At 26.8% G+C, this 25042-nt stretch carries 21 protein-coding genes and 1 tRNA gene; 5 read left to right on the plus strand and 17 right to left on the minus strand.

The features are described from left to right. Nucleotides 1–34 precede the first annotated feature (34 nt). The 3 genes from def to secA all read left to right on the plus strand — a co-directional run bounded on the left by def (nucleotide 35) and on the right by secA (nucleotide 5792). Nucleotides 35–586, plus strand: a complete 552-nt coding sequence (def, locus tag JV175_RS00575; protein WP_205498285.1) for a peptide deformylase — start codon at nucleotides 35–37, stop codon at nucleotides 584–586. Between the two features lie 12 nt (nucleotides 587–598). Beyond that, nucleotides 599–3097, plus strand: coding sequence for a hypothetical protein (locus JV175_RS00580; protein WP_205498287.1), 2499 nt, complete (start codon nucleotides 599–601; stop codon nucleotides 3095–3097). A gap of 211 nt (nucleotides 3098–3308) precedes the next feature. Continuing rightward, nucleotides 3309–5792 carry a preprotein translocase subunit SecA gene (gene secA / locus JV175_RS00585; protein ID WP_240337599.1) on the plus strand — a complete coding sequence of 828 codons (2484 nt, stop codon included), beginning with the start codon at nucleotides 3309–3311 and terminating at the stop codon, nucleotides 5790–5792. Between the two features lie 37 nt (nucleotides 5793–5829). Here secA and JV175_RS00590 read toward each other — a convergent pair whose 3' ends face one another. The 15 genes from JV175_RS00590 to JV175_RS00660 form a co-directional block, all read right to left on the minus strand. Further along, the gene (locus JV175_RS00590) at nucleotides 5830–6984 is read right to left on the minus strand and encodes a restriction endonuclease subunit S domain-containing protein (protein WP_205498291.1); all 1155 of its coding nucleotides are present in this window, start codon (nucleotides 6982–6984) and stop codon (nucleotides 5830–5832) included. Between the two features lie 84 nt (nucleotides 6985–7068). Next, complete coding sequence (locus JV175_RS00595) at nucleotides 7069–7815, minus strand: aminoglycoside phosphotransferase family protein (protein WP_205498293.1); 747 nt, start codon at nucleotides 7813–7815, stop codon at nucleotides 7069–7071. Nucleotides 7816–7881: 66 nt separating this feature from the next. Further along, a complete protein-coding gene (locus JV175_RS00600; RefSeq protein WP_205498295.1) occupies nucleotides 7882–9519 on the minus strand; it encodes a type 2 periplasmic-binding domain-containing protein in 1638 nt (545 codons plus the stop codon). Next, nucleotides 9520–10392, minus strand: coding sequence for an ABC transporter permease (locus tag JV175_RS00605; protein WP_205498297.1), 873 nt, complete (start codon nucleotides 10390–10392; stop codon nucleotides 9520–9522). Continuing rightward, nucleotides 10385–11221: an ABC transporter permease gene (locus tag JV175_RS00610; protein ID WP_205498299.1), complete on the minus strand. Its 837-nt coding sequence runs from the start codon at nucleotides 11219–11221 to the stop codon at nucleotides 10385–10387. The genes JV175_RS00605 and JV175_RS00610 overlap by 8 nt, the downstream gene beginning before the upstream one ends. Beyond that, on the minus strand, nucleotides 11221–12585 hold the full coding sequence (locus JV175_RS00615) for an ABC transporter ATP-binding protein (protein ID WP_205498301.1): 1365 nt from the start codon (nucleotides 12583–12585) through the stop codon (nucleotides 11221–11223). Before JV175_RS00615 ends, JV175_RS00610 begins: the two co-directional genes overlap by 1 nt. A gap of 280 nt (nucleotides 12586–12865) precedes the next feature. Next, on the minus strand, nucleotides 12866–13159 hold the full coding sequence (locus JV175_RS00620) for a hypothetical protein (protein ID WP_205498304.1): 294 nt from the start codon (nucleotides 13157–13159) through the stop codon (nucleotides 12866–12868). A gap of 26 nt (nucleotides 13160–13185) precedes the next feature. Next, entirely contained in the window at nucleotides 13186–14421 is a 1236-nt protein-coding gene (locus JV175_RS00625; protein WP_205498306.1) for a type 2 periplasmic-binding domain-containing protein, read from the minus strand. Further along, entirely contained in the window at nucleotides 14421–15305 is an 885-nt protein-coding gene (era, locus tag JV175_RS00630; protein ID WP_205498308.1) for a GTPase Era, read from the minus strand. The genes JV175_RS00625 and era overlap by 1 nt, the downstream gene beginning before the upstream one ends. Further along, nucleotides 15305–15760, minus strand: a complete 456-nt coding sequence (gene ybeY / locus JV175_RS00635) for an rRNA maturation RNase YbeY (RefSeq protein WP_205498310.1) — start codon at nucleotides 15758–15760, stop codon at nucleotides 15305–15307. The genes era and ybeY overlap by 1 nt, the downstream gene beginning before the upstream one ends. 26 nt (nucleotides 15761–15786) lie before the next feature. Next, nucleotides 15787–16158 carry a hypothetical protein gene (locus JV175_RS00640; protein ID WP_205498312.1) on the minus strand — a complete coding sequence of 124 codons (372 nt, stop codon included), beginning with the start codon at nucleotides 16156–16158 and terminating at the stop codon, nucleotides 15787–15789. Nucleotides 16159–16250: 92 nt separating this feature from the next. Then, nucleotides 16251–17798 carry an ATP-binding cassette domain-containing protein gene (locus JV175_RS04275; protein ID WP_205498314.1) on the minus strand — a complete coding sequence of 516 codons (1548 nt, stop codon included), beginning with the start codon at nucleotides 17796–17798 and terminating at the stop codon, nucleotides 16251–16253. A gap of 2 nt (nucleotides 17799–17800) precedes the next feature. Next, the gene (locus JV175_RS00650; protein WP_205498316.1) at nucleotides 17801–18187 is read right to left on the minus strand and encodes a cysteine peptidase family C39 domain-containing protein; all 387 of its coding nucleotides are present in this window, start codon (nucleotides 18185–18187) and stop codon (nucleotides 17801–17803) included. A 71-nt stretch (nucleotides 18188–18258) separates the two neighbouring features. Beyond that, entirely contained in the window at nucleotides 18259–18855 is a 597-nt protein-coding gene (locus JV175_RS00655) for an FMN-dependent NADH-azoreductase (RefSeq protein ID WP_205498318.1), read from the minus strand. Nucleotides 18856–18931: 76 nt separating this feature from the next. Further along, a tRNA-Gly gene (locus tag JV175_RS00660) sits at nucleotides 18932–19005 on the minus strand. 142 nt (nucleotides 19006–19147) lie between these two features. On the opposite strand from JV175_RS00660, the gene JV175_RS04280 reads away from it, so the two are divergent. Beyond that, complete coding sequence (locus JV175_RS04280; protein ID WP_205498320.1) at nucleotides 19148–21937, plus strand: AAA family ATPase; 2790 nt, start codon at nucleotides 19148–19150, stop codon at nucleotides 21935–21937. A gap of 34 nt (nucleotides 21938–21971) precedes the next feature. After that, complete coding sequence (gene glyA, locus JV175_RS00670) at nucleotides 21972–23216, plus strand: serine hydroxymethyltransferase (protein ID WP_205498322.1); 1245 nt, start codon at nucleotides 21972–21974, stop codon at nucleotides 23214–23216. Nucleotides 23217–23276: 60 nt separating this feature from the next. Here glyA and JV175_RS00675 read toward each other — a convergent pair whose 3' ends face one another. Continuing rightward, nucleotides 23277–23417, minus strand: a complete 141-nt coding sequence (locus JV175_RS00675; protein WP_205498324.1) for a hypothetical protein — start codon at nucleotides 23415–23417, stop codon at nucleotides 23277–23279. 158 nt (nucleotides 23418–23575) lie between these two features. Continuing rightward, nucleotides 23576–25018: a hypothetical protein gene (locus JV175_RS00680; RefSeq protein WP_205498326.1), complete on the minus strand. Its 1443-nt coding sequence runs from the start codon at nucleotides 25016–25018 to the stop codon at nucleotides 23576–23578. Nucleotides 25019–25042: the final 24 nt, after the last annotated feature.

Genomic DNA, 25042 nt, shown 5'->3' on the forward strand with positions numbered 1-25042 from the left:
AAAATGCTATTTATGTAATGGTATAATAATTATTATGTTTGATGTTAAATTAGTAAAATTACCGAATAAAGTTTTAAGACAAAAATCACAAGATGTACCATTACCACTAACAGAAGAAGATGATTTATTAATTCAGAAAATGATTTATCACATTGACGACTCACAAAAAGAAGGTTCAAAATTTAGAGCAGGAGTTGGAGTCGCTGCAGTGCAATATGGGATTTTAAAAAATATTTTCTATATCATGATTCAAGATGAAGATGGTGAATATATTTTTCGAGATGCACTAGTAAATCCAGTGATGATTGGTCATTCTGAATATAAACAGTCACTTGCAGAAGGTGAAGGGTGTTTAAGCGTATCCGAATCTTGACCAAAACAAGAAGGATATGTTCCAAGGTATAAACGTGTAAAAGTTAAAGCTTATTCATATTTTGAAAAAAAAGAAAAAATTTACGACGTAAGTGGTTATGTTGCTATTGTTATGCAACATGAATATGACCACTTGCAAGGAAAATTATTTTTAGATAGAATAAATCAAAAAAATCCTTGAAAAGATGATCCAAAAATGGATTTATTAGGATAAAAGAAGGCAAAAGTGAAAGCATTTTTAGACTCAATGTTGAACAGTTCAAGTTCGCTTTGAATTGTAGGGTTAATAGTAACTCTTGTAGTTTCAATCTTGTTAGGATTTATCTTAGGTTGAATAAAGGGTTGAATTTGATCATTAGTTATTTTTATCATTCAGTTTTTAATACTGATTGCATGTGCATTTGGAAGTGATGCACTTGCCAAAACAATTGATGTTGATAGTAAATTAGGAGAGTTTGGACTGACGGTGTCAGATGTTAGTTCGTATACTATCCCAATCATGCAATTGTTAATTTTATTAATATTCAATATTATTTCTTTCATTATTTTCTTAATAGCAATTATTTTTGTTGTCAAAAAAAGAAGATCAAGAAAAATAAATTTAGGTAAAAAAAGAAGTTTAATTGGTAAAATTGCAGGTTCAGTGCTAACAATTGGTTATCTGCTTCCATTTGGTCTTTTAGTTTCAAACGTAACTTCAATCACAAGTGAAAATAAAACCTACTTGGAAAAAATTATTCAACCTTCAGTAAAAGCATTAAGCTTTGGTAAAGGTGATTCAATTGGTTATGATGGTCAAGCAGTCAAAATGATAGTTCAGCTGTTTGTAATTCATGAAGAAGAAGGTAATCAAGTCGTTGATGATATTCAAAAAATATTTTCATCTTTAGTAGATGGAACAAAAAATACACCACTCGAATTAAATGAAAAAACAAAACCATTTTTAAAAACAATTTTGGAATCAAGTCAAAAATTCAATTCAATAATTGAAAAAGTTTTTAATAAAATGGCAGATCAAACAGCGCTAATCAGTAAAGAAAATATCGAAGACTTTAAACGTCTTCCAGACGGCTTTTTATCAATGCGTGCTAAATTGTTAGATGTAAAAATTGATTTAAACACTGTTGGAAAAACTAATCTTGAAAAATTAATTCGCAATTCATTGACCTCAAAATCATTAAAAGAAGAAATTAAAAATAATCAAGAATTATCAACAGATTACAACAGATTTGTTTCTGAATTAGTTAAAGCCCTTACAATTACACAAGAAGCTCCAGATTTTGATAGTAATGAAGCTGAACTCGTTTCAAAAATTGCTTTAAATCCTGAATACCAAACAAGACTTTCGCATAACTTACAATCAGTATTTGAAGACTTAAGCAATGGCTCAATAACTGAATCAAAACCTCAATATCAAGATATTAAAAACGATTTAAGTACAATTTTATCAAGCGACATAACTATGGATTTATTTGTAAGAAATAAAGATGAAATAGGTGCTGAAAATATTGCATATTCAGATATTGAACAAATTGATACTTTACCTAATGATTTTTTAGCAATAAGAACAAGATTATTGGGTTTAGATATGACACTAAATCAAAAACAAAAAGAAAATTTAGACAAACTTTTAAATGTTTTTATCCTTAATGAAGGATTAAAAAAAGAAATTGAAAATAATGCAATTAAATCTCAAAAAGTTAATAATCTAATTACTAGCTTAAAAAATGCTTTTGATTCGGAGTCTGAAATTTCAGTAAAAAATCATGATGAACAGTTAAAAATTTCTAATTTCTTCTTAGTAGAGTCAAAACGTAATGAATATATTAATGCTGTCTCACAAATAACTCAAGCGCTTGTTGATGGTAAACAAAAATCACCAAGTACAGCAATAAATCAAGCAAAACAAAAAGCATTAGAAATGCTTAAAAACGACATGATTATGTCATTTATTATTAATCCAAAAACTGTCGCTCAATATGCAACTAAGGTTGATTACATCTCAGTTCAAGATTTACAAGACTATAATATGGTTCCAGAAAGATTTTTTGACATAAGAGTAAGTCTTCTTGATTTGAGTTTAAATTTAAATTCTAAACAAACTGAAAATTTTGAAAGATTTTTAAAATCATATATTCTAACTCCACAAACCAAGAACAATGTTGAAAATAATTCGAAACTAGCATCTTTATTTAATAAGATGACACATGACATTGCTCATTCGTTATCAAGTCAACAAGAAACTAATTTTAGTCGTGATGAATTAAGATTAACATCAGATTTCATCTTAGATGATGCTTACAGAATGAAATTCTTAACTCAAGCATCACATTATTTAGAACAAACATTTGATCTTAATTCACAACAACGAATTACAGTTAGTGAAGACTTTAAAAGAGATCTTTCAACTCTTCTAAACAGTAAATATATTAGCGAACAATTACTTGAAGATAAATTTAATGATTTAATTTCAATGGAACATTTTGTTAATGAAGACTTAATTAATAAATTGAGTGAAAACCCAAATAGTGAAACTCTTCATAATTTATTTGTCAAAAAAAATGCAACTCTAAATTTAAAAAACCAAGGTATTGATTCAATTAAAAAATTAATTGAAAATCATGCTTTGACATTTGATTTAGAAAACAAGGCTAAAACTGATCAAAACACAAAACAAAAAATCACTTTAGTTCTATTGCTTATTTCACAAGCCGTTTCAATATAAATCAGTACCGGTAAAATAATTCCGGTACTTTTTGTTATCAATAATAATAAGAATAATATATGACTATATTTAGTATATAATTAATTAATCTATGAAAAAGCTTTTAAAACAAGATAATATTGAACAAAAAACTGAAAATGAGAACTATGTAATTCCAGTTCGTAAGCCAGAAAAATCAAAATTTTTAATTCCAAAACCACAGAGTGCTGAAATGCGCATCGCTTATAATACTCTTAATGAAATAAATCGCTGAGAAAGCATTATATCACCTCTAACTGATGAGCAATTAAAGGCAAAAACTGATGAATTCAAAATGCGTTTAAAAAACGGTGAAACAACTGAAGATATTCGCTCAGAAGTTTTTGCTGTCTCAAGGGAAGCTACTAAACGTGTTTTAGGCAAAAGACCTTATGATGTGCAAATGCTTGGGGGGATTATTCTTGACTTAGGTTCTGTTGCAGAAATGAAGACAGGAGAAGGAAAAACTATTACTTCGATCGCCCCTGTTTATCTAAATGCTTTGACTGGCGAAAATGTTATTGTTTCAACTGTTAATGAATATCTAGCAGAACGGGATGCAACTGAAATGGGTGAAGTATTCCAATGATTAGGTATGAGTGTTGGAATTAACAAAGCACAAATGGCTACTGATTTAAAACGTCAAGCATACAATTGTGACATCACTTATTCAATTCACTCAGAGTTAGGTTTTGACTATCTTCGTGACAATATGGTTTTAAGAAAAGAAGAAAAAGTTCAAAGAGGACTTAACTTTATTTTACTTGATGAAGTTGACTCGATCTTAATTGATGAAGCTAAAACCCCGTTAATTATTTCCGGAGGAGATAATTCAGAAAGTTATTTATATAACACAGCTGATCTTTTTGTAAGAACTTTAAATGAAGAAGATTTTTATATTGACGAAGAAACAAAATCTGTTTATTTAACTGATGAAGGTATTGATAAAGCTAACTTATACTTTGGATTTAATAATCTTTATGATATTGAAAATTCAGAACTAGTACACCGAATTCAAAATTCGCTAAGAGCTCACAAAGTTATGAAAATTGACGTTGAATACATTGTTAGAGACGATAAAATTGAGTTGGTTGATTCATTTACAGGGCGGATTATGGAAGGCCGTGCTTATTCAGAAGGATTACAACAAGCAATTCAAGCTAAAGAGCAAATTGAAATTGAACCAGAAAATAAAACATTGGCAACAATTACTTATCAAAACTTTTTTAGATTATTTAAAAAACTAAGTGGTATGACTGGTACTGCTAAAACTGAAGAAAAAGAATTCATTGATATTTACAATATGCGTGTTAATGTTGTTCCAACTAACCGTCCACTTCAAAGATATGATGATCAAGATGTAATTTACGTTGATATGCACTCCAAATATATGGGTATTGTTGAAGAAGTTAAAAAAGTTTATGCTCGCAAACAACCTATTTTAATTGGTACTGCACAAGTTGAAGACTCAGAAAGATTACATGAATATCTAGTTCAAGCCAATATTCCTCATACTGTCTTAAATGCTAAACAAAACGCTGAAGAAGCTGATATTATCGCTAATGCCGGACAACTGGGAGCAGTAACAATTGCAACTAACATGGCTGGACGGGGAACTGACATTAAACCTTCGGAAGAAGCTAAAGCAGTTGGTGGTTTATACGTTCTTGGTACTGATCGTGCAGAATCTCGTCGGATTGATAATCAATTAATTGGACGTTCAGGTCGTCAAGGTGATGTTGGTTATTCAAAATTCTTTTTAAGTCTTGATGATCAATTAATTTTACGTTTTAGTGTTCAAGATAAATGGAAAGAAATGTTTAAAAACTATGGTTCAAAACCCATCGAAGGAAAATCTATTCAACAAGCCTTCCAAAGAGCTCAGAAGAAAATCGAAGGATTCAATTACGATAACCGTAAAAGCGTTTTAAATTACGATGACGTTATTCGTCAACAACGTGACTTAATTTACCAACAACGTGACTGAATTCTGGATCGTGATGATCTCGGTGGAATAATCAATAAAATGATTGTATCTACTGCTAAACAAGTAGTATCTAATAGTTTTTTCATGTTAAAAAATAATGCTATTGATTATGAAAAATTCACAAAATACTTAAATGATAACTGATTAAAAAACTCTGACTTTAAATTTGATATTGACGAATTATCAAAATATGAAAAACAAGAATTAATTGACTATATTGCCACAAATTTAAACGAAGAATACGAAAAAATGCGTGAAGTAATTATTGATAAATTTGGTATCGGAGCTTTAATTGATTCAGAAAGAACAATCATTTTAAAAGTTTTTGACCAAGCATGACAAGATCACATTAACATCATGGATAAACTTCGTCAATCATCTAACTTGGTTCAATATTCGCAAAAAAATCCTTATCAAGTTTATACTCAAGAAGGTTCTAAACGCTTCAATGAATTAACAGATCGAATTGCAATTGAAAGTAGTGTTAACTTAATGAACAACCCTGAAGCTCAACAATCTTCATCACAAACAATTAATCCAGAAGATTTACAAAATAAATTCGGAATCATTGAACAAGTGTTAACTCAACACACTATTTCTTTAAGAAACGATGGATACTCAGAAGAAGAAATTCAAAAAACTATTTCTTCAATGCGCGAAATTCTTAAAGAACAATTAGGATTAAAATAATCGTACAAAAAAAGACATCGTTATAAACGGTGTCTTTTTAAATAAACATTTTTTCGAGTAAAGCTTTTTTGATTGCTTCTTGCTTTTGTTGTTTAATCTCATAAAGTTGAATTAATCTGTCTAGTTTTTGGAAGAATGAACCAATTTTTTGCTGCTCATTATATTTTGGTATTTTACAAAAAGAAGGTTGAATTACAGAAATTCAGTGTCTACCATGTAAAAGTGTATCGGTTTTAATTGTAAACAGCAATGAGTGCAAAAACTCTAAAACAAACTCTTTAGGATTTGAAGAAGTAAGAATTTTTATAGCTGATGATTTCACCATATATTCAAAATTGACATATTTAAAATCTTTTGTAAAATCATCAAAAATTATTGAATCATTTTTATAAGTTCTATTTTCAAATGTATATCCAAGTATAAATGATTTATTAGCTGTTAAAACTGGGGTTTTTGTTTTATTAATTTCTATTTCATTTTTTACTATATAATTGTCAGGTCTTTCAAAACTAAAAATATCTTTAATGGTTTTTTTGTGCCACTCTTCACTAAACCCCTTAAATCTAATTTCTGGGATTTTTTTATTATTTTCGGGAAACATTTTTTGCAGTAAAAAATTCTTTACTGATTGTATTTTTTGAGTCTTTTGCTCAGTATTTTTTAGTAAGATATCAATATTTTGAAATAGTGAACCAATTTTTTGTTGCTCTGTTACATGTGAATAACAGTAATAAATATCAGACAAGGAAGAATATTTTAAACCTAGACGCACTCCTCCTTGTAAATTTTTGGACATTATTTTATTAAATAAATTGCTTTTTAATCACATTAAAAATAAATTTTTATCAAAATCATAATTGATAGAAAAAGTTTCATAAAAAGGACTGATTAATATTTCTTCGTCTTTATTTCAAAATGAAATTGAACCCACATTTATTCTTGAAGGATTATAAGCAAAAATACCATTTACTATTTTATTTGATTTCGATTTATCTCCATTAACGGCTTTGCCCCCATTTTCAAAAAGTTTATTTTGTAAAACAAAACCTTTTTTATTCGTTACAGAATAACTTTTCAGAGTTCCATTATTTTCCTTATTTATATTTACATATTTTTGAGTAAAATTACCTATTTTATTTTTTATCCATTCTTCACTAAATCCTTTAAATCTTATTTTTGGTTTATTATTCATCCCTACTCCTATAAATTAAAATTATAAGTTATTTTGATCTATATAAATATTAAAAAAACTCTGCAAATTGCAGAGAATTAAATATTAATTTTTGAATAAATTATTTTGTTTTTTGTAATGATAGTTATTTCATTCATCGTTAATGCGTTTAAGTCAGTAATTAATATCAATAGGCATTTTGTCAAGAGAGTAAGCTCAAATAATAATGAAGTAACAAATAACCATTTTGTATTTTGTGTATTGTTCTTCTGAATAGTCTTGATATTCATCTAAGAATCATTTTTCTCTTTCTTCATTATGAATACTTGCAACAATGAAGAAAGCAAGATCAAAGTGTTTATCACCCATTGTTGCATATTCTCAATCTACAAAATAGATTTTATTATCAACTGATGTCATTACGTTTGAACCGTATAAATCATTGTGTACAGGTCATAGGTCTCGAGCATTATTTAAAATATCATTAACTCTATCTTTAAATTCTCAAACTTCTTTAGTGTCAATACCCTTTTCTTTTAAAATTCTACGATAATTTTCATAACGTTGAGTAAGATTTTTGGGAGGTAGTTGTAATTTGGAATTATGGAATTTTTTTAAATTTTTTGCAACTTCGCGAATTGTATATTCATCTCAAACATTTTTTTTGTTGTCAATTCACTGTCAACTGACTGAGTTTGGGGTATTTTCAATTAATTTAGGAATAAAATCCAAATCTTTAAAAATTGTGTAATCAATTTGGTGATTTCAACCATTGTGTTTCTTTTCTTGGTAGAAAACATTATTGTCTCGATATGATGTATTGGTATATCCGTCTTTGATTTTTTCTTTCATTTTAACTCCTTAATGCTAATTAAAATTTTAACAAATTAAATAAAAAAATACTGAATAAACAGTATTTTATGATTTGGTTAGTTCGTAGTAATATTTACTAATTTTTGTTCTTAGTTTACTATCGATGATTTGGTATAGATGTGTTTTATATTCAGTACTTGGTTCAGGTTGTTCAAACAACTGAATAGCAAATTCATCTGAACCAAAATATCATTTTTTAATAAAGTCATAAACTTCTTTGATTATAGGAGTGTAATTAATGTAGTCAAAGTTAATGATTTGACTATTTTCTGAATCGAAGAAAATTTCTGAAAGATACTCACTAATTTCATCTTCATTATCCATGTACAGTTGATAGAATTGATCAATTAATTTTTGAATTTCAGTGTCATCTTGAGTTTGAAGAATTTGAGTTGTTCAAGAGTTAATTGAGTTTTGCAATTCAGTATTTTTTGACTCAAAACCATTTTCTTTAAAGTAATTTGCAACTTCAAGAATAAATCCTTTTTCAAGATTGAAGTATCTTTTTTGGTAAGGATTTTTAACACTTATATTTGGATAAATGTTTTCAGCAATGACTTTAGTAAATTCAAGACTTTGTTGGTCGGTTAACTCTTTTGTTTGAATTCATCCATCCATTAATAAGAAATTATTTTTAGGACGAATAAATCTAATGTAACCATCTGGTGCGTTTGCGAAGTTGTCGCTTGAATAATAAGCATCAATTGCATCACCGTTATACATGACTGCAACATCAGCACGTTCTAAACGTGGTTCGATGACTGAATTCGCTAATTCTAGTCCATCACCGATTAAGAAATTACGTTTTGTATTTTTTAAATCAAAACCAGTTTCATCTTTAACAAATGATTCAAAACCTTTAATAGCAGATTCATAATTTTGTTCATCAAAAGGTTTAAGATTTTGATTTTTATCCAGTCAAGAACCAGGCTTTTTATAATCATTATAAAAAGCACCAATCATCATATTGTCATAATAAGCATTATTTCAAGCAAAAACACGGTAGTTGTGTTGTTTTAAGGTTTTAATGATTGTTTCTCAACTGTTATCCTTAAATTCGATACCGTTTTCAATTTCATCTTCTGTTAATTTTAAATAAGGACGAAATTCTTTGTTAACGTTATAAGCAATAACTTTGTCTTGAATATAATAAGGGATAATGTATTCTCAGAAATGATCAGGTTTTTTATCACCGTCAATATCATATTCAGTATTATTTAACAATTTATCTGGATATTGTTTTTTAATAATATTTAGAATTTTGTTGTCGTATTCCTGTAAATGAGTAATGACATTAGGTAGATAAATTTGTTTAAGTTGGTCAATTAAATTTGTGTTTTTATCAGTATCAAAAAGAGTTGTAAAGTCAAACTTTTTAAGTTTATCTTCAATGATAAGTTGAGCGGTTTGAAAATCACTTCCAACCCCTCCTACAGTTTTTTTATTGTTGATAGCAACACTAAATTCGTTGATATCGTTAAAAACTTTGTAGTTGTAATTTGTTTTGATTTTTTGAATTATTTTTGGACTTAAGTAAGAACCATAATTATAGACACTAGGTTTAAAACCATGATTAGATTTAAAAGTAAAAGCCAATAAAACTAATAAGCCAACAAATAAACAAACTAATAAGCTTATTAGAACAGATTTCAATCTTTTTAAAAAGTCGATGAGCTTTTTCAATTACATCTTTTCCTTTTTTTGTTTATTTTTTTGTTCTTGAAATCTGTTTTTTAATGGTTTTAAGCATTTTAAATTTAATAATGTTGAAACTTTTACTTGAGTTAGGATATAGACAATATTTGCAACAATAACAATTAATAAACAAATTGCTCCTAAAGCAAGCGATCATGCTTGGAATTGTCCTTCATATAATTTTGTTCCTAATGTTTCAGTATTTGAAACAATTCTAGTAACGATAAAGTCATCGAAACTTAGTACCATTGAAACAACAAAGACAAAACCAATTGATCCTAACATATAAATGAAGTATGTTTTAAATCAAGTACGAATTTTTGAATATCCAAGATCTTGACTAGCTTCAAAAATATTTTTTGAAAATTTGTCACTTTTTGGAAGCATAATCATAATTCCGTAAGGAAGAATAACAACAGTATGAGAAATAATTACCCGTACAAATCCTTCGTTTGTGGCTTTTAAAACCCCGAAGAAAGTAGTAAGAACAATTGTTAATGTTAAGGCAGTAATAATTTCTGAGTTAATCATTGGAATATTAACACTACCTTGAACGAATTGACGGGTTCTTTTTTGCTTTTGTTTTCAAAGACCATAAACAGTAATTAAAGAAATAGCAATTACTAAAAGTGAAGCACAAACTCCAATTAAAAATGAGTTAATAAATGCTGAAAATTGGTTTTGTGAAAATAATTCTGCATAAGCTTTGTATGTGAATTTATTTCAAGTTGTAACACTGAATACTCCCTTATCACTTGGCGCGTTAAATGAATAAATGGTTCCAAAAATGATTGGGATATAGAAAAGAATAATGATAATTCCGATATAAGATTTTTTAATAAAACTTCAAAGTCTATTCATCTTTTCCCCCTTTGAAACGATATTTGTTTAATAGATAAGGAATTAAATAAACAATACCATAAAGAGTCATTAAGATTCCTAGTGTTAGTAGAACAAGAGTTGAAGCATTAGCTAAATCAAATGGATTAGAAGCATTAGCGAAGTGGTTGATAATATTTCCAATAAGTTGGTGTTGACTTCCGTTTGGTAACATTCTGTCACTAATAATGATTGAAGTTGCAGTAATTAAGAAAACAACACTAAATCCACTTAAGATTGCTTTTAAACAGTATGGAACAACAACTTTAAAAATTGTTTTTGTTTTTGAATATCCAAGATCTTGACTAGCTTCAATAATATTTTTTGGCATGTCTTTTAAGACTTGATAAATTGGCATAATAACAAAAGGTAGGTAAAGATACACAACCCCTAAAATCATAAAAGCTTCATTATTTAAAGAGTTTTCGTCAAAGATAGCACTGAAGAATCCTCTTAAACTTAAAGCTTTAGAGATGGTAAAAATGAATAAAGGTGAAAATATTAAACTTAGACCAACATTTTTAGCAACTTTTGATTTTGACATACAAACAATATAAGTGTATGGAAAACCAATTAAAACACAAAACATTCCCCCTAAAGCACCAACCCATATTGAACGTCACATAATTGTTCATGTTGATTTTGACGCTGCAATTTGTCAGTTGTTAAGTTGTCCTTCAAGTGGTGTAAAAGCCTTAATTATTACTAAAATAAGGGGTAAAATAATGAAAAGTAATGCAAAGATAACGTAAGGAATAACTAAAGAAAGTCTTAAGTTTCATCCAAGCTTTTTGTTAATTTTTTCTAACATTATTCTTCGTTTGGATTTTCTTTAGGATCTTTTTTCATTAAGTGAATTGCATCAACATCTCATGTTAAGTAAACTGTTGTTCCAGGTTCATATTTATTGGTTGTTTCAACAAAGACAATTCTGCCATCGACTTCAACGTCGATAAAGTAGTAGCTACCTTTATAAACAATTTTGGAAACAACTCCAGTAAGTTTTGCAGTAGATTTATTTCTAGAAATATTAATATCTTCAGGACGAATTAAAGCATCTAATTTTTGTCCTGGTTCAAATTCTTTGTGGATTGTCATAAAGTTTTTACCCATGAATGAAACCATTCTTTTTTGAACATAAGTAGCTTCAAAAAAGTTTGAGTCTCCAATAAAATTAGCAACTCATTTATTAACTGGATAATCATAAAGTTCTACAGGTGTTGTAAATTGTTCAACTTGCCCGTTTCTGATAACAGCGATTCTGTCACTTAATTGAAGTGCTTCATCACGGTCATGAGTAACAAAAATAAATGTTAGGCCAAGTTTTTGTTGGATACTTCTTAAAAGAATTTGCATTTTTTCACGGATTTTTGCATCAAGAGCACTAAGTGGTTCATCTAATAGAAGTATTTCAGGGTCAATAATTAAAGAACGCGCAAGAGCAACTCTTTGACGCATCCCCCCACTAAGTGAATTAATCGGCTTTGACGCATTTCCTTCAAGCCCAACTAGTTTAATCATTTCTTGAACTTCTTCATCCATTTCTTTAGCAGTAATTTTTCTGGTTGTGTGATTTTTTTCATATGATTCTGTTTTTAAGTCAACATAGTTTTCTCAGTATGAATAGTTAAAATCACTGTCATCAATTCAAGATTGTAGTTTTTTACGTTTTTTTGAACTAATTTTTTCTTTTTGTAGTTCTTTTTTGTATTCAATCATCTGATTGTCAAGTTTTTTCATTTGACTATCAGCATAAGCTTTTCATTTTTGTTTTAAAACTTCAAGTTTTTTGAAAACAGCAGGATTGACATTATCTTTTGGTTTTCTTTTTAAACGAAGACCATATTTAATATTATTTTCAACATTTAAATGTGGGAATAAAGCATAGTCTTGAAAAATAGTTGAAACATTTCTTTTGTGAGGTGAAAGGTCTTTGATGTCTTTTCCGTCAAATTTTAATTCTCCCCGTGTTGTTCATTCAAAACCAGCAATAATTCTTAAAATAGTTGTTTTTCCACTACCTGAAGGTCCAAGTAATGAAATAAATTCTCCCCGATTAATTTTTAGATTAACGTTATCAAGAACAATTCTTTGATCGTATTCTTTAGTAACATCAACTAATTCGATAACAGGAAAATTCTTTTTATCTTTTTTTGTATTTTCTGTATTATTCATCGTGATTCCTTTACATTTGAATTTAAAAATAGTTAACCAAACTGGAATGTAAATCACTTAATAGTAATTTAATTCCGACTAAAGGAGGGCAAGATCATAAGCGTTTTCAGAATACTCTTCAACGCAACATTCTAAAGTGCAAAAAGTTAAATAAAAAAATTCAATGAAGAAAATTCATTTAATTAGGTTTTTAAGTTTTAATTTTTCGCTTTTTAACATAGTAAATATTTTAACAAGTTTTTATACCAAAGGTATAAAAAAAGCTACTTTTTTTGTAGCTTTATGAATTAATCTTTTCAAGATAATTTCGATTTAATTGTGAACGAACTTTATTATCAAGAGGAACATAAAAGGCGTGGGTAATATTTTGGGGAATTTCATAAATATCCAATGCCTTTGTATCGTTTGTTTTTTCTTGTGTAAGGAAGTAATATTTTTTAATAAAATTATAGACGTTTTTTTGTGCTGGTGTGTAATTAATTGCATCAAAATTTTCGATAGAATTATTAAAATCTCAGTTATTTTTAAAATCTTCGTAATATTTGCTGTAAGTTTCTTCAGTGATTTGACTCAAACTTGTAACACCATTTAATTCTTTAGCTAATTCAGGATTTTTCAGTTTAAATAACTTAAGAATTCTTTTTCTATATCTATATTTTCTGCGGAAAATAAATTATCTCTTAAGAATTTTTGTAGTTTTTGAGCATCTTTTTTTTCAACATTTTTAGAAATTATTCAACCATCAAGTAGCAATAAGTTTAATTGTGGTCGAACAAAGTTAATGTTTTCACCATCATTTAATTCAGAAAAATTGTCATGTGAATAGTATGAATCCAAAACATCTCCATTGTACATGAGTCCAACATCTAGCTTATTAGGATTTGGATCAATTAAATCATTAACAAGTTCTAAACCGTTAGTGATTAGACGATTATGTCTTGTGTCCTTGATGCTTCAAGAAGTTGTATTTTTCACAAAATCAGTAAACCCATTAGTTATTTGATCAATTTCTTTTGTTAAATTTGTACTTTCCTTTGAAAGATTCATAAATTTTTGAATTGATTCATTTTTAATTTGATTAACAGTTTCATTTGATTTGTTATTGCTATAAAATTGACCAATCATTAAATTATCCAGAAAAGAATTTGTTCACCCAAATGTATGATAATTATTTTGTTTTAATGTTTTATAAATATTTTGTCAACTTAAATCATTGTTGAAGTTTTCGTCAAAGGGTTTTATATAATTACGATATTTTTTATTAATGTTATATGCAACGATTTTATCTTGTATAAAGTAAGGAATCATGTATTGGTAGAATCTATCTGCTACACCATCTCCATCAACATCATATTCAGAATCACTCAGGATTTTACTTTTAGAACCTTTTGAAGATTGAATTTTTTGATAAATTCAGTTATCAAAATTTTTCATATGTTGTCAAGTGATATCAGTAAAGTGATTTTTAATTTTTTCTTCTTTTTGATCTTCATTTGCTAAAGCAACATCATTAAAAATCAAGCTATAATCAATTTTTTGTAATTTATTTTCGTAAATTAAGGTAGCAATTTGGTAATCGCTTCCCACTCCACCAACAGTTTTACCTTGGTCAATTGCACGAGTAAACTGATTAATTTCGCTAAATAAACGGTATGAATATTGCTTATTAATTTTTTGGATAATTGGTTTTGCTAAGTATGATTCATAGTTATAAATACTTACTCGATAGGGAGAAGATACTTTTAAACCAATAGCTATGCAAGTAAACGCTCCAATAAGAACAAATAATAGTGCCAAAAGAAATTTTTTAAGCTTTTTCAATTTTAATTTCTTCATTAATAACCCATTTTTTTAATTTGTTTTTCATCATCAACTCAATCTTGATTAACTTTAACTCTTAATTCTAAAACGATTGGATGTTGAAATTGATTAGCAATTTTGTGTCTTGAATTCATTGAAATTTTTTTAATCATAGAACCACCTTTACCAACAACAATACCTTTTTGTGATTCTCTTTTAACAAAGATTGTTGCTCTTATTACATAAGGAGCATCTTCGTTTTCTTCAAAATCATCAACAACAACAGCTATTGAGTGTGGTAGTTCTTCTTTTAAATAATTTATTGCAGTTTCACGAATTGTTTCTTTTGCAATAAAGCGCATTGAAACGTCAGTAATTAATTCAGGATCGTAAAAAGGTTCTTCATTCTCTTCTAATTTATCAGCATATTCGTGCTTAATGATGCTAATTAAATCTTCGTATGTTTGATTCAAGGTTAATCCAACACCAACGACAGTATTAAAACCAAGATTTTTAAGCTCTGATGCTTTTTGATTGGCTGCTTCTATTTCTCCTAAATCCATTTTAGTGATAACAGCAATTTTATTGTCAAAATCTTTAAGTTTTTCAATTATAAATTTATCTCCACGACCAATTTCTTCGTTGATTGGTTGCAAAAATAAAATAAGATCGGCTTCTTCGAGAGAATCATAAGAAGATTTATTTAATTTTTCATTAAGTAGGTGGTTAGCTTTATGAATTCCTGGTGTGTCAATAAAAATTAGCTGATATTCATCATCAGTATAAATTCCGCGAATTTGATCTCTTGTAGTTTGTGGGGTATTGGTAATAATTGATAAATCATAACCAATGATATTGTTAAGTAATGTTGATTTTCCTGTGTTAGGTCTACCGATAAGTGCAATGTTACAAATTTTCATTATTCTCTTGTTATCCCTAAATTATTCATTATTTGATCAACATAACTATTCATTTCTTTTTCTTCTTCTTCTGTTTGGTGATCAAAACCAAAAAGGTGAGCAATACCATGAGCAAAAATATAGCTAAACTCTCTTTTTATTGAGTGCCCATACTCTACAGCTTGTGATTCAATTTTTTCTCAAGACATAATTATTTGTCCCAGAGGTCTGACATCAAGAATTTTAATTAATTCGTCTTCTTCAAAAGGGAAAGAAAGTATATCAGTTGGGTAGTCTTTCTTACGATATTTTTTATTGAATTTTTGCATTTTTTCGTTGTTTGTTAGCAATAAGTCAACACTTAAGTTTTTCTTTGAATTAAAAACCTTTTGTGCTTCATCTAAAATTTGATTAAATAGTTCTAAAAACTGAAAATCATATTTTGTCTGATTTGTAAAAATAATTTCGTTTTTCATAGAACAAAATTATAAAGTAATAAATGTTATTTATTAAAGAAAAATCAGAAATAATTTTGAGATAGATTTTTATCAATAATTTTGAACTGATTTTCGTTATAAAAATTTATTTTTTCAAAAAAATGAAGCTTTAAACTATACGTTACAAAATCATTTGTTTTAATTCAAATTATTTTTGCTTTTTGATTTTGATTATTAACGAAAACGTTGATTATTTCATTGTTTTGAAATTTAACTTCATCATTAACTTTAAACTCAAAAATCATTTCCTTTTGATTGATTAACTTTAACTCAATTTTATTATCATATTTTGAATTATAGAAAAACAAAAGATAAAAAATAACTGAAAACAAAATGATGCAAATAACAGTCAAAAAAATTATTTTTTTACTATTCATAAATAAAATTATTAAAATCAACTTTTTGAGATTCAAAAATATATTTTTTTGAGTGCGAAATTTCAATAACTATTTTATTTTCAAGATATTTTCTAATAATATTTTTTATTTTTTCAAATACAATTGAATCAAAATTTTCAAAAGCTTCGTCAAAAATAATTAATGCATTTGGTGAAGAAAAAATTTTTTAAAATATTGACAAGTTGTTTTTGTCCTGAAGAAAGATTTTGACCGTTGGCAGAAATCTTGTCGGTAAGTGATAGATTGAAATATTTTAAAACATCTTCTAAATGTAAATATTCATAATTGTTTTTAAAAATAGAAGCAAAATAATCATCGCGGAAACAAATATTTTCAAAAACACTTCCTTCAAAAAGATTCACTTCATTCGAAACATAATTTACTTTATATCTTAGTTCTTCAATATTGAAATTTTTAAGTTCTATATTATTTAATTGAACACTTCCATTGTAATCATAAAGATTAGTAAAAATTTTTAAAAAAGTGGATTTTCCAATTCCGTTTTTGCCTTCAATAATTATTTTTTTATCAATTTCCAAATCCCTTATTTTTAAAAGTATTTTCGACGGAACGTAACCAAAACTAAAATCTTTAATTTTTATTTTTTTAATATCACTAATTTGATTAAAAGGTTGATTAATATTTTCATTTTCAATTTCAAAGAAATAATTCAATTTATTAATATTTTTTGTGTAGTTTGAATAGTTTGAAATAATATAACTAATATTTTTTGTTGGCGGAATGAGATAGTTAAAAAATGTTGTAAAAAGCATAATATCACCAATCTGAAAATTGCTTTGTTCGGTTTTGTGCAACGATAAGTAAATAATTAAAATAGGAGATAATTGCAACATAAAATTTATGATTTCTTCAAAAATTGATATTTTTTCAAAAATATTATTTTGTTGATCAAAGATAGTTATGTTTTCTTGTTGAAATTTTGAATGTCAAAAGTTTTTCAAGCCACCCAATCGATTAGTTTTAAAATTATTAACAATATTTATAATAGACAAGTTAAAATTCTCAGAGTTTTTTAATATTTGTTCATATTTTTTTGAATAGTAATAATTTGAGGCTAAAGAAACTAAAAAGATGACTATTACTGAAAATACAACAATAAAAGTAATATTTTTGTTCAAATAAAATAAATAACTAAAACAAGCTACAAAACAAAATGCTTGCGAATATAAAGAGCAAAAAATCAGTGATTGATAAGAAGAAACTGCATGAATAATTTGGAATCTTGCAAAAATATCTCCCTTGGAAAGTTTTTCAATTTGACTTACTTTACCGTTGAATAATTTATTCACCATTATTGAATTTATATTTTTAAAAATAGTTGTTTCAATTTTATTTTTTATGAAATTATTCGTGTAATTAAATAAAGATTTTGTAAAAACAATCCATATAAAGAATAATGACAAAAATTCTAAATCACTAAAGTTTTTGTCTAATGTTATTTCATTAAAAATTGTTTTGATTATTTGCGAGCAAATAATGCTAAAGACAAAAATTGTTATTGACAAAAAAATTGAAAGAATCACCGTTTTTGGTTTTTGCAGAATATAAGAACTAGTATTGCGGATTTTGTCAATAATTTCGTTTTGAGATTTTGTCACTTTTATAACAATATTAGTGTATTTTTTTCGAATTCAGAAATTGTTTCTGTTATTTTGCCTTTTTGAGGATCCGTGTATGTTATAAATTTGTCGTCTTTATTTTCCAAAATTACATAATGAAAAATATTGTTATTATTTAATAACAAAATCATTTTTTGGTCAATTTTTCAATTTAAAAAACTTTGAAAATCTCCTTGTAAAATTTGTAATTTTATTCCATATTTGTTTGCTAAGTTTTTAAGTTCAACAAGATTTAAACCATTTTCAGAAAAGTTAGCATTTTTTCTTAATTCATTAATGGAAATTCATTGTTTATAAAAATAATAGAAAAAACCTTGTAAACAAACCAAGCCACAATCTTTTTGTTCTTGTTGTTTTTTTATTCTCATACTATTTTAAGTATGAAAATTAGTCACTAATTAAAAAAAACATTCCCTATTTTTGGGAATGTTAAACTAAATTAAAAACTTTTAACAGCTTCTTTAATTTCTTTGATGTGTTTTTCAACGAAATCAGCTGGACTTAATTCAGCATTTTCTTTTAATTTGGTTCCATCAATAAGAATAGATTTATTGATTTTTGCACCAACAAACTCAAAAGTACCTTCTAGATATTTAACGTGATTTCCCCATAGGTATCATCCATATGGAGCACCTTGAGTTGCAAGAATTTGCACTTTAAGGTGATCTAGTAAACCAATTGCGTCTCCTTTTTTAGAATATTTATATGAAAATGTTTTGTTTGCAACTAAAACATGATCTAAATAATTTTTTAATGTTGCAGGAACATTAAAATTGTACATTGGTGCAGAAACGATAACTTTATCAACATTTTTCAATTGATTAATATATTTATCGCTATCTTCTTCATTGAAGAAGCCACTAAAATTTTGGCTTGATAAAGTTGTGTTAGACATTTTTAAGTCATTAACATTTAAAAATTCAAATTCTGCTTCATGATCTTGTGAGTATAGTTCAACAAAAGTTTTTGCTAATTTTGTTGAAATTGATTTTTCTTCTGGATTTATAGAAGAAATAATAACTAAGATTTTTTCCATTTTTTTCTCCTTAAACATTCAAAAATTATAACAAAAAAACAGCAAATGCTGTTTATTTGAGGTCAATTTCTTGAAATGGTGCAAGCGAAGGGAATCGAACCCTCACAGTCAGCTTGGAAGGCTGAAGTTCTACCATTAAACTACACTCGCATTTATTTGTTGCTTTAATATTATACACAATTTTTTATTTTGTGAAAATATTTTTTTATTTTTTGTTTTTAGTTCTCAAAAGAACAAAAAAATTATATAAGAAATCATAAAAGGAGTCAATAAATTAATTTAAAATTTTATTATGGAAAACTTTTATTTAAATCAAATGACTTTTGAACAAGAAAATATTGTTAAAGCTGTCCAAAAACATAATCTTATTGTTCAAGCTTATGCTGGCAGTGGGAAAACAACCACTATTTTACATATAGCTAAAAATTATCCTAATTTAAAAATCTTGATTTTAACTTATAATAAACGTCTTCAAAACGAAACTAAGACAAAACTGGAATACTTAAAAATTACAAATTCAGAAATTTATACAATTCATGGTTTTGCTTCAAAAGTTTTTAAAAAAATTATCAATGATGATCAAAAAATGATTAAGTCGCTTGAAAATGTTACTGAAATTACAAACTTTAACTACGACTTAATTATTGTTGATGAAGCTCAAGATTTAAATAAAGAATATTTGGAACTTATTAGTGTAATAAGTAAAAAAAATTGTGTTCAAGATTATCGAATTATCTTTTTCGGCGATAAATTTCAAACTATTTATCAATATTTAGGTTCAAGCTCAAAATTTTTCTTAAGTGCAGATGAAATTTTTAAAAATAATTTTAGTTGAAAAACTATGAGTTTAACAACATCATTTCGTTTGTCTCAAAATATCAGCGATTTTGTTAATAATTATATGTTTGGCAAGCAATTGATTGTTGCTAATCCCAAAGTAGATTCAACAATTAATTATCAACTAGTTTCTATTGATGATAATGAATCAATAGCTTCTGAAATAATTAAATGTGCGAAAAAATATGGGCCGCAAAATGTTTTTGTAATCGCACCAAGTGTTAGAGGTCTTAAATCACCAATTCGTAATATTGCAAATTTAGTGTCTGAATACAGTGATTTTTTAATTCACATTTCAAAAAAAGACGATGATGAATTAAATGAAGATGAAATTAAGAACAAAATTGTATTTTGTTCATTTCATCAAACAAAGGGACTAGAAAGAGATGCAGTCTTTCTCTTTAATTTTGATGATTCTTATTTTATGTATAACAACAAAGGTGGCGACAGAAAAGAATTTAGTAATATTTACTATGTTGCTTTAACACGTGCTAAAAAAGTTTTAAATATTTTTCATAACGATAATTATGATTTTTTAGATTTTTTAAAAAATCAAGACAATCTAGTCAAAACATTCCTTCCCAATTTAAATTTAAAAGCATTTAAAGAAATTGTTTTAAAAGATGAAGCTTTTGATTCATATGAAAAAGCAGTTACACAATTAATACGGAATATTTCGCCCTCATTGCTTTTTAAAATTGATAAGATGATTGAAAAATCAGTTATAAATGAAACTGAAGATATTATTAAAGCTAACTCAAAGATTGCATTAAAAACTGATAAGGGTACTGAATATACTGAAAATGTCAGTGCCATTTCTGGTCAAGCCGTTGTTTTAAAATATGCTCTAGAAAACAGTATTGTTAAAGATTCAACATTACAAAATATGCAACTGTTTTTAGAAAACAACATTTTATATTTAAATTCAAAATTATTTTTAACAATGAAAGCTCAGCTTTTAAGAATGAAAAAAACCGAAGAATTTAGTGTTAATAAAATATTGCAAATCGCTAATAATTGAAATAGTTGTTTAAGTAATTCTTTAAGTGATTATCAACAAGTTGATCGTTCAAAATATGACTGAATGGAAGAAGAAGAAATTTCTAAAATTAAACCAAGAATACAAAACTATTTAAATGAACAATCCTTATTTGAGTTACCACTCGAAACCAAATTTTTAAAGAGCCATAATGAAGAAATCAAAGTGATTGGTTCAATTGATTGTGTTGATTTTAACTCACATTCAATTGTTGAATTTAAATTTGTCGATGAAATTAAAGTTGAGTATTTTTTACAGCTCATTGTCTACAAATGACTGATTTTACACTGCAATGACTCAGATTTAGAGACATGATTTAAACCAAAACAAATTCAACAATTAAGGGATTTTCAACTTTGTTTGCATAATTTAAAAGATAATCAAAAAATATTACTACACTTAACTAATGAAAAAATTGATGAAATTTTTAAAATTATTGTTGATGCTTCAAAACAAATTAATGAAGAGCAAGAATTTTTAGAATTTCAAAAAATTGATTTACAAAATATGAAAAAAATTCAAAAAATTAACTCTGAAACGGAAAAGCACAGTCTTAAAAATAATCTTTTGATTTCTGATAACAAACCTTCTTTATTGGACAAAAGTAAACGTGTTTTAATTATTGACTTTGAAACATTTACAAATCACAATTTAAGTGCATTTAGTTTAGCTTGTATCTTAATTGAAAACAACCAAATTATTGCAAAAAAGCGTTGAATGTTTAAACCTTATCGAACAATGTCAGAAAACGAGAATATTTACTTTTATATTCATAGAACAACAGCTGCAGAATTCAATGATTTGCCGCAATTTGATTACTATTGAAATAGCGATATTAAACCAAATTTTTTCGATCAAGCATCAGTAGTGGTTGCTCATAATGTTCCCTTTGATATTACACGAATTTTATGTGCTTTAGTTTATTATTATAAGCTTGAGATAAATAATTTTAATTACGCGGACTCATTATATATTTTTAAAAAAGAGAATAATTTATTATCAGCAAGCTTGGATAATATTGCAAAAATTGTCAATAAAAATTTTATTCACCATGATCCTGAAGAAGATGCATTAATGACTAACGAAGGCTTTAAATATTTTTTTGGTGGAACAAATGATTTTTTTGCTTCCCAAAATGCCAAAAAATATCTTAAAGATTTTAAACAGAAATACAACAAAAGAATTGAAGAAGGTAAAATAATTTAAAAATAAAAAGTATAATTTTAGGAAAGGAGCTTTTATGTACAAAAAAATCGAATTAAAAGATACAGAAATTGCTAATTTAATTAATAAAGAACTAGTAAGACAGGGTGAAAATATTGAACTGATCGCTTCTGAAAATTATGTTTCAGAAGATGTTATGAAAGCCGCTGGTTCATGTCTTACAAATAAATATGCTGAAGGATATCCAAAAGCAAGATATTATGATGGTTGTGAATATGTTGATCAAATTGAACAACTAGCAATTGATCGTGCTTGTCAATTATTTAACTGTGCTTATGCAAATGTTCAACCTTACTCAGGTTCAGTAGCTAATGCTGCAATTTATATGGCTTTATTAGAACCAAATGATACAGTTTTAGGACTAAAGCTGGAATCAGGTGGACATTTAACTCATGGATTTTCAGTTTCATTTAGTGGGAAATTTTATAATTCAAAATTTTATACCGTTAATGAAGACGGTATTTTAGACTATGATGAAATCGAAAGAATTGCTTTAGAAGTAAAACCAAAAATGATTATTACTGGTTATAGTGCATATTCACAAATTATTGACTTTAAACGTTTTAGAGAAATAGCTGATAAAGTAGGAGCATACCTGTTCGCTGATGTGTCACACATTTCGGGGTTAATTATTGGTGAGCAACACCCATCGCCATTCCCTTATGCACATGTAGTAATGACAACAACTCATAAAACATTAAGAGGAACAAGAGGCGCTATTATTCTAACTAATAGTGAAGAAATCATTAAAAAAGTTAATAAAGCTGTTTTCCCCGGTTATCAAGGTGGACCACTTGTGCACCAAATTGCTGCTAAAGCAGTAAGTTTTTACGAAGCATTAAATCCTAACTTTAAAAAATATGCAGCACAAGTAGTTTTAAACTCAAATGTTTTCTGTCGCACTTTTATGCAAAAGGGTGTAAAAATTATTTCCGGATTAACACAAAATCATTTATTTATTATTGATGTTAAAACTTCTTATGGACTTACTGGAAAACGAGCTGCTGAAATTTTAAGTTCAGTTGCAATTACAGTTAATAAAAATACTATTCCATTTGATACTGAAAAACCAACAATGGCTTCTGGCATAAGAGTTGGAACAGCAGCAATGACAACTAGAGGATTTACTGAAAATCAATTTGTTATTATTGCAAACTTAATTCACAAAGCATTAAGTGAACCTGATAATATTGCGCTGCATATGATCATTAAAAAAGAAATTTTAAAGCTTTCAGCAGAGTATCCAATTAAAAAACTTTAATCTAAATAAAAAAAACATCCCTAATGGGGTGCTTTTTTAATAACAAATTTCAAAAATTGTTTATTTTTTATTGTTTTGAATTTGTCTACTGTGATTGTCTTGATTGTTTTTGTAAGTAGAGTTATTGTGATTCAAAGTTGTGTTATTGCTATTGTTAGCGTTTGATTTTTGATTATTTGAATTATTATTATTTTTATTCATATTTTTCCTTTTTGAAATTTGTTATTACAAAATAATGATACAAAAAAAAAAAAAAAACACAAAAAAAAAAAAAAAAACAAGTCTATGGTTATATTATTAATTCTAAAAAACATTTTTATAACAAAAATCAATAAAAAAACAGTCAAAAGACTGATTTTTTATTGATTTAGTAAATAAGTATTAAGTGAAGAAGAAAATTCGAAATCTTTACCATCGATACTAATATAGATAGTATAAAACATTTCAATATCCATTCTTCTTTGGTCTTCATCAACTTGTTTTATATGAATTGAATCAAAAGTAATATTTAAATATTTAATTTGAAACTCATTATTTAACAGACCATCATCACTATTGAACTTTTCGAAGAATCTGTGGTGTTTGTAGTAGAATAATAAACTTTTTTTATCAGTTGTAGTAATTTTTGTATCACTATCTTCGTATGATTTTATAACGGGTCAATCAGAAATAAAAATTAATTTATAAAATTCATCTTTGTTTCAAATCTTTTTATTATTGGCCTTTTGATAATTTGTAAACGCTTTTTTAGAATTATGTTTAAATTCAGCAGAAACTGTAACTAACAAGTTTTGTTGCAATTCTAGGGGATTGATTTGTTTGAAACCAGTAATTTTAAAGGTTTTAGTTGTTGAAAATTGTCTTTGATCATATTTATCTTCATTAAAAACCTGAGCAATTATTTCTAAACTTCCATCAATGTCGTTAGCAAACATTTTTGAAGAAAGAAAGTAACGTAAGCCATCTTTTAATTCGTAATTTTCATCAAGAGTTAAGAAATTGTATACTAAATCAACATTCACTCTATTTTTATTATTACGAGCTTCAAAAAATGAAGCAAATTGTTCAGAATTGTCAGTATTTTTAATCGAAATTTTATTTTGAAGTAAATAATTTAGATATTCTTCTTCGGTATAAACATTTTTTAAATTTATTTGCGATTTATGAAAAATCTCTTTTTCAATTACTTCGTTACTACTATTTAAAACTTTTTGGGTTGCTGATAAGAAAAGAAAAACTTGATTTTGATTATTTTTAGTAATTTGAAACTTTTTGATATTGATTGTTTTAGAATTCTTTGTTCAATTAGCAATCTCATTTCCATTAAAATCAACGAAGTTAATGGATTTTACATATTTTAAAACGTCTTCTAAATTTTGGTTTTCTAAAGAACCGACGCTTATTTTTTTATTCATCATTTCTTGAACATTAAAAGTAATATTAACATTTCTAGCTTGTTTAAAATTTTGTTCATTAATATAGATAACTTTTGCATTATCTGTGATTGTGGTTCAAAGAATTGAATGTTTTTCTTTTTTTACTGATGAACCGTTGTTATCGGAAACGTCAGAATTATTGTTTTGTTCTGCATTTGGATTTTCTTTTTTTGTTTGTGAACTTGAAGGATTAGAATTATCGTTTTCTTCATTATTGACATTTGAAATACCGGGTTTTTGTGGTGAAGCTTCATCTGTTTTTTTATGATTTTGTTGAACGTTATTGCACGAAATACTTAATAATGGCAAAAAACAGAGACTAGAAGCCATAAAAATCGGCAATTTTTTTAAAAATTTGTTTTTCATTTTATCCTTAGGTAATAAAAAAAG

This window comes from [Mycoplasma] gypis, assembly GCF_016924775.1.
GTDB lineage: Bacteria > Bacillota_I > Bacilli_A > Mycoplasmatales > Metamycoplasmataceae > Metamycoplasma > Metamycoplasma gypis.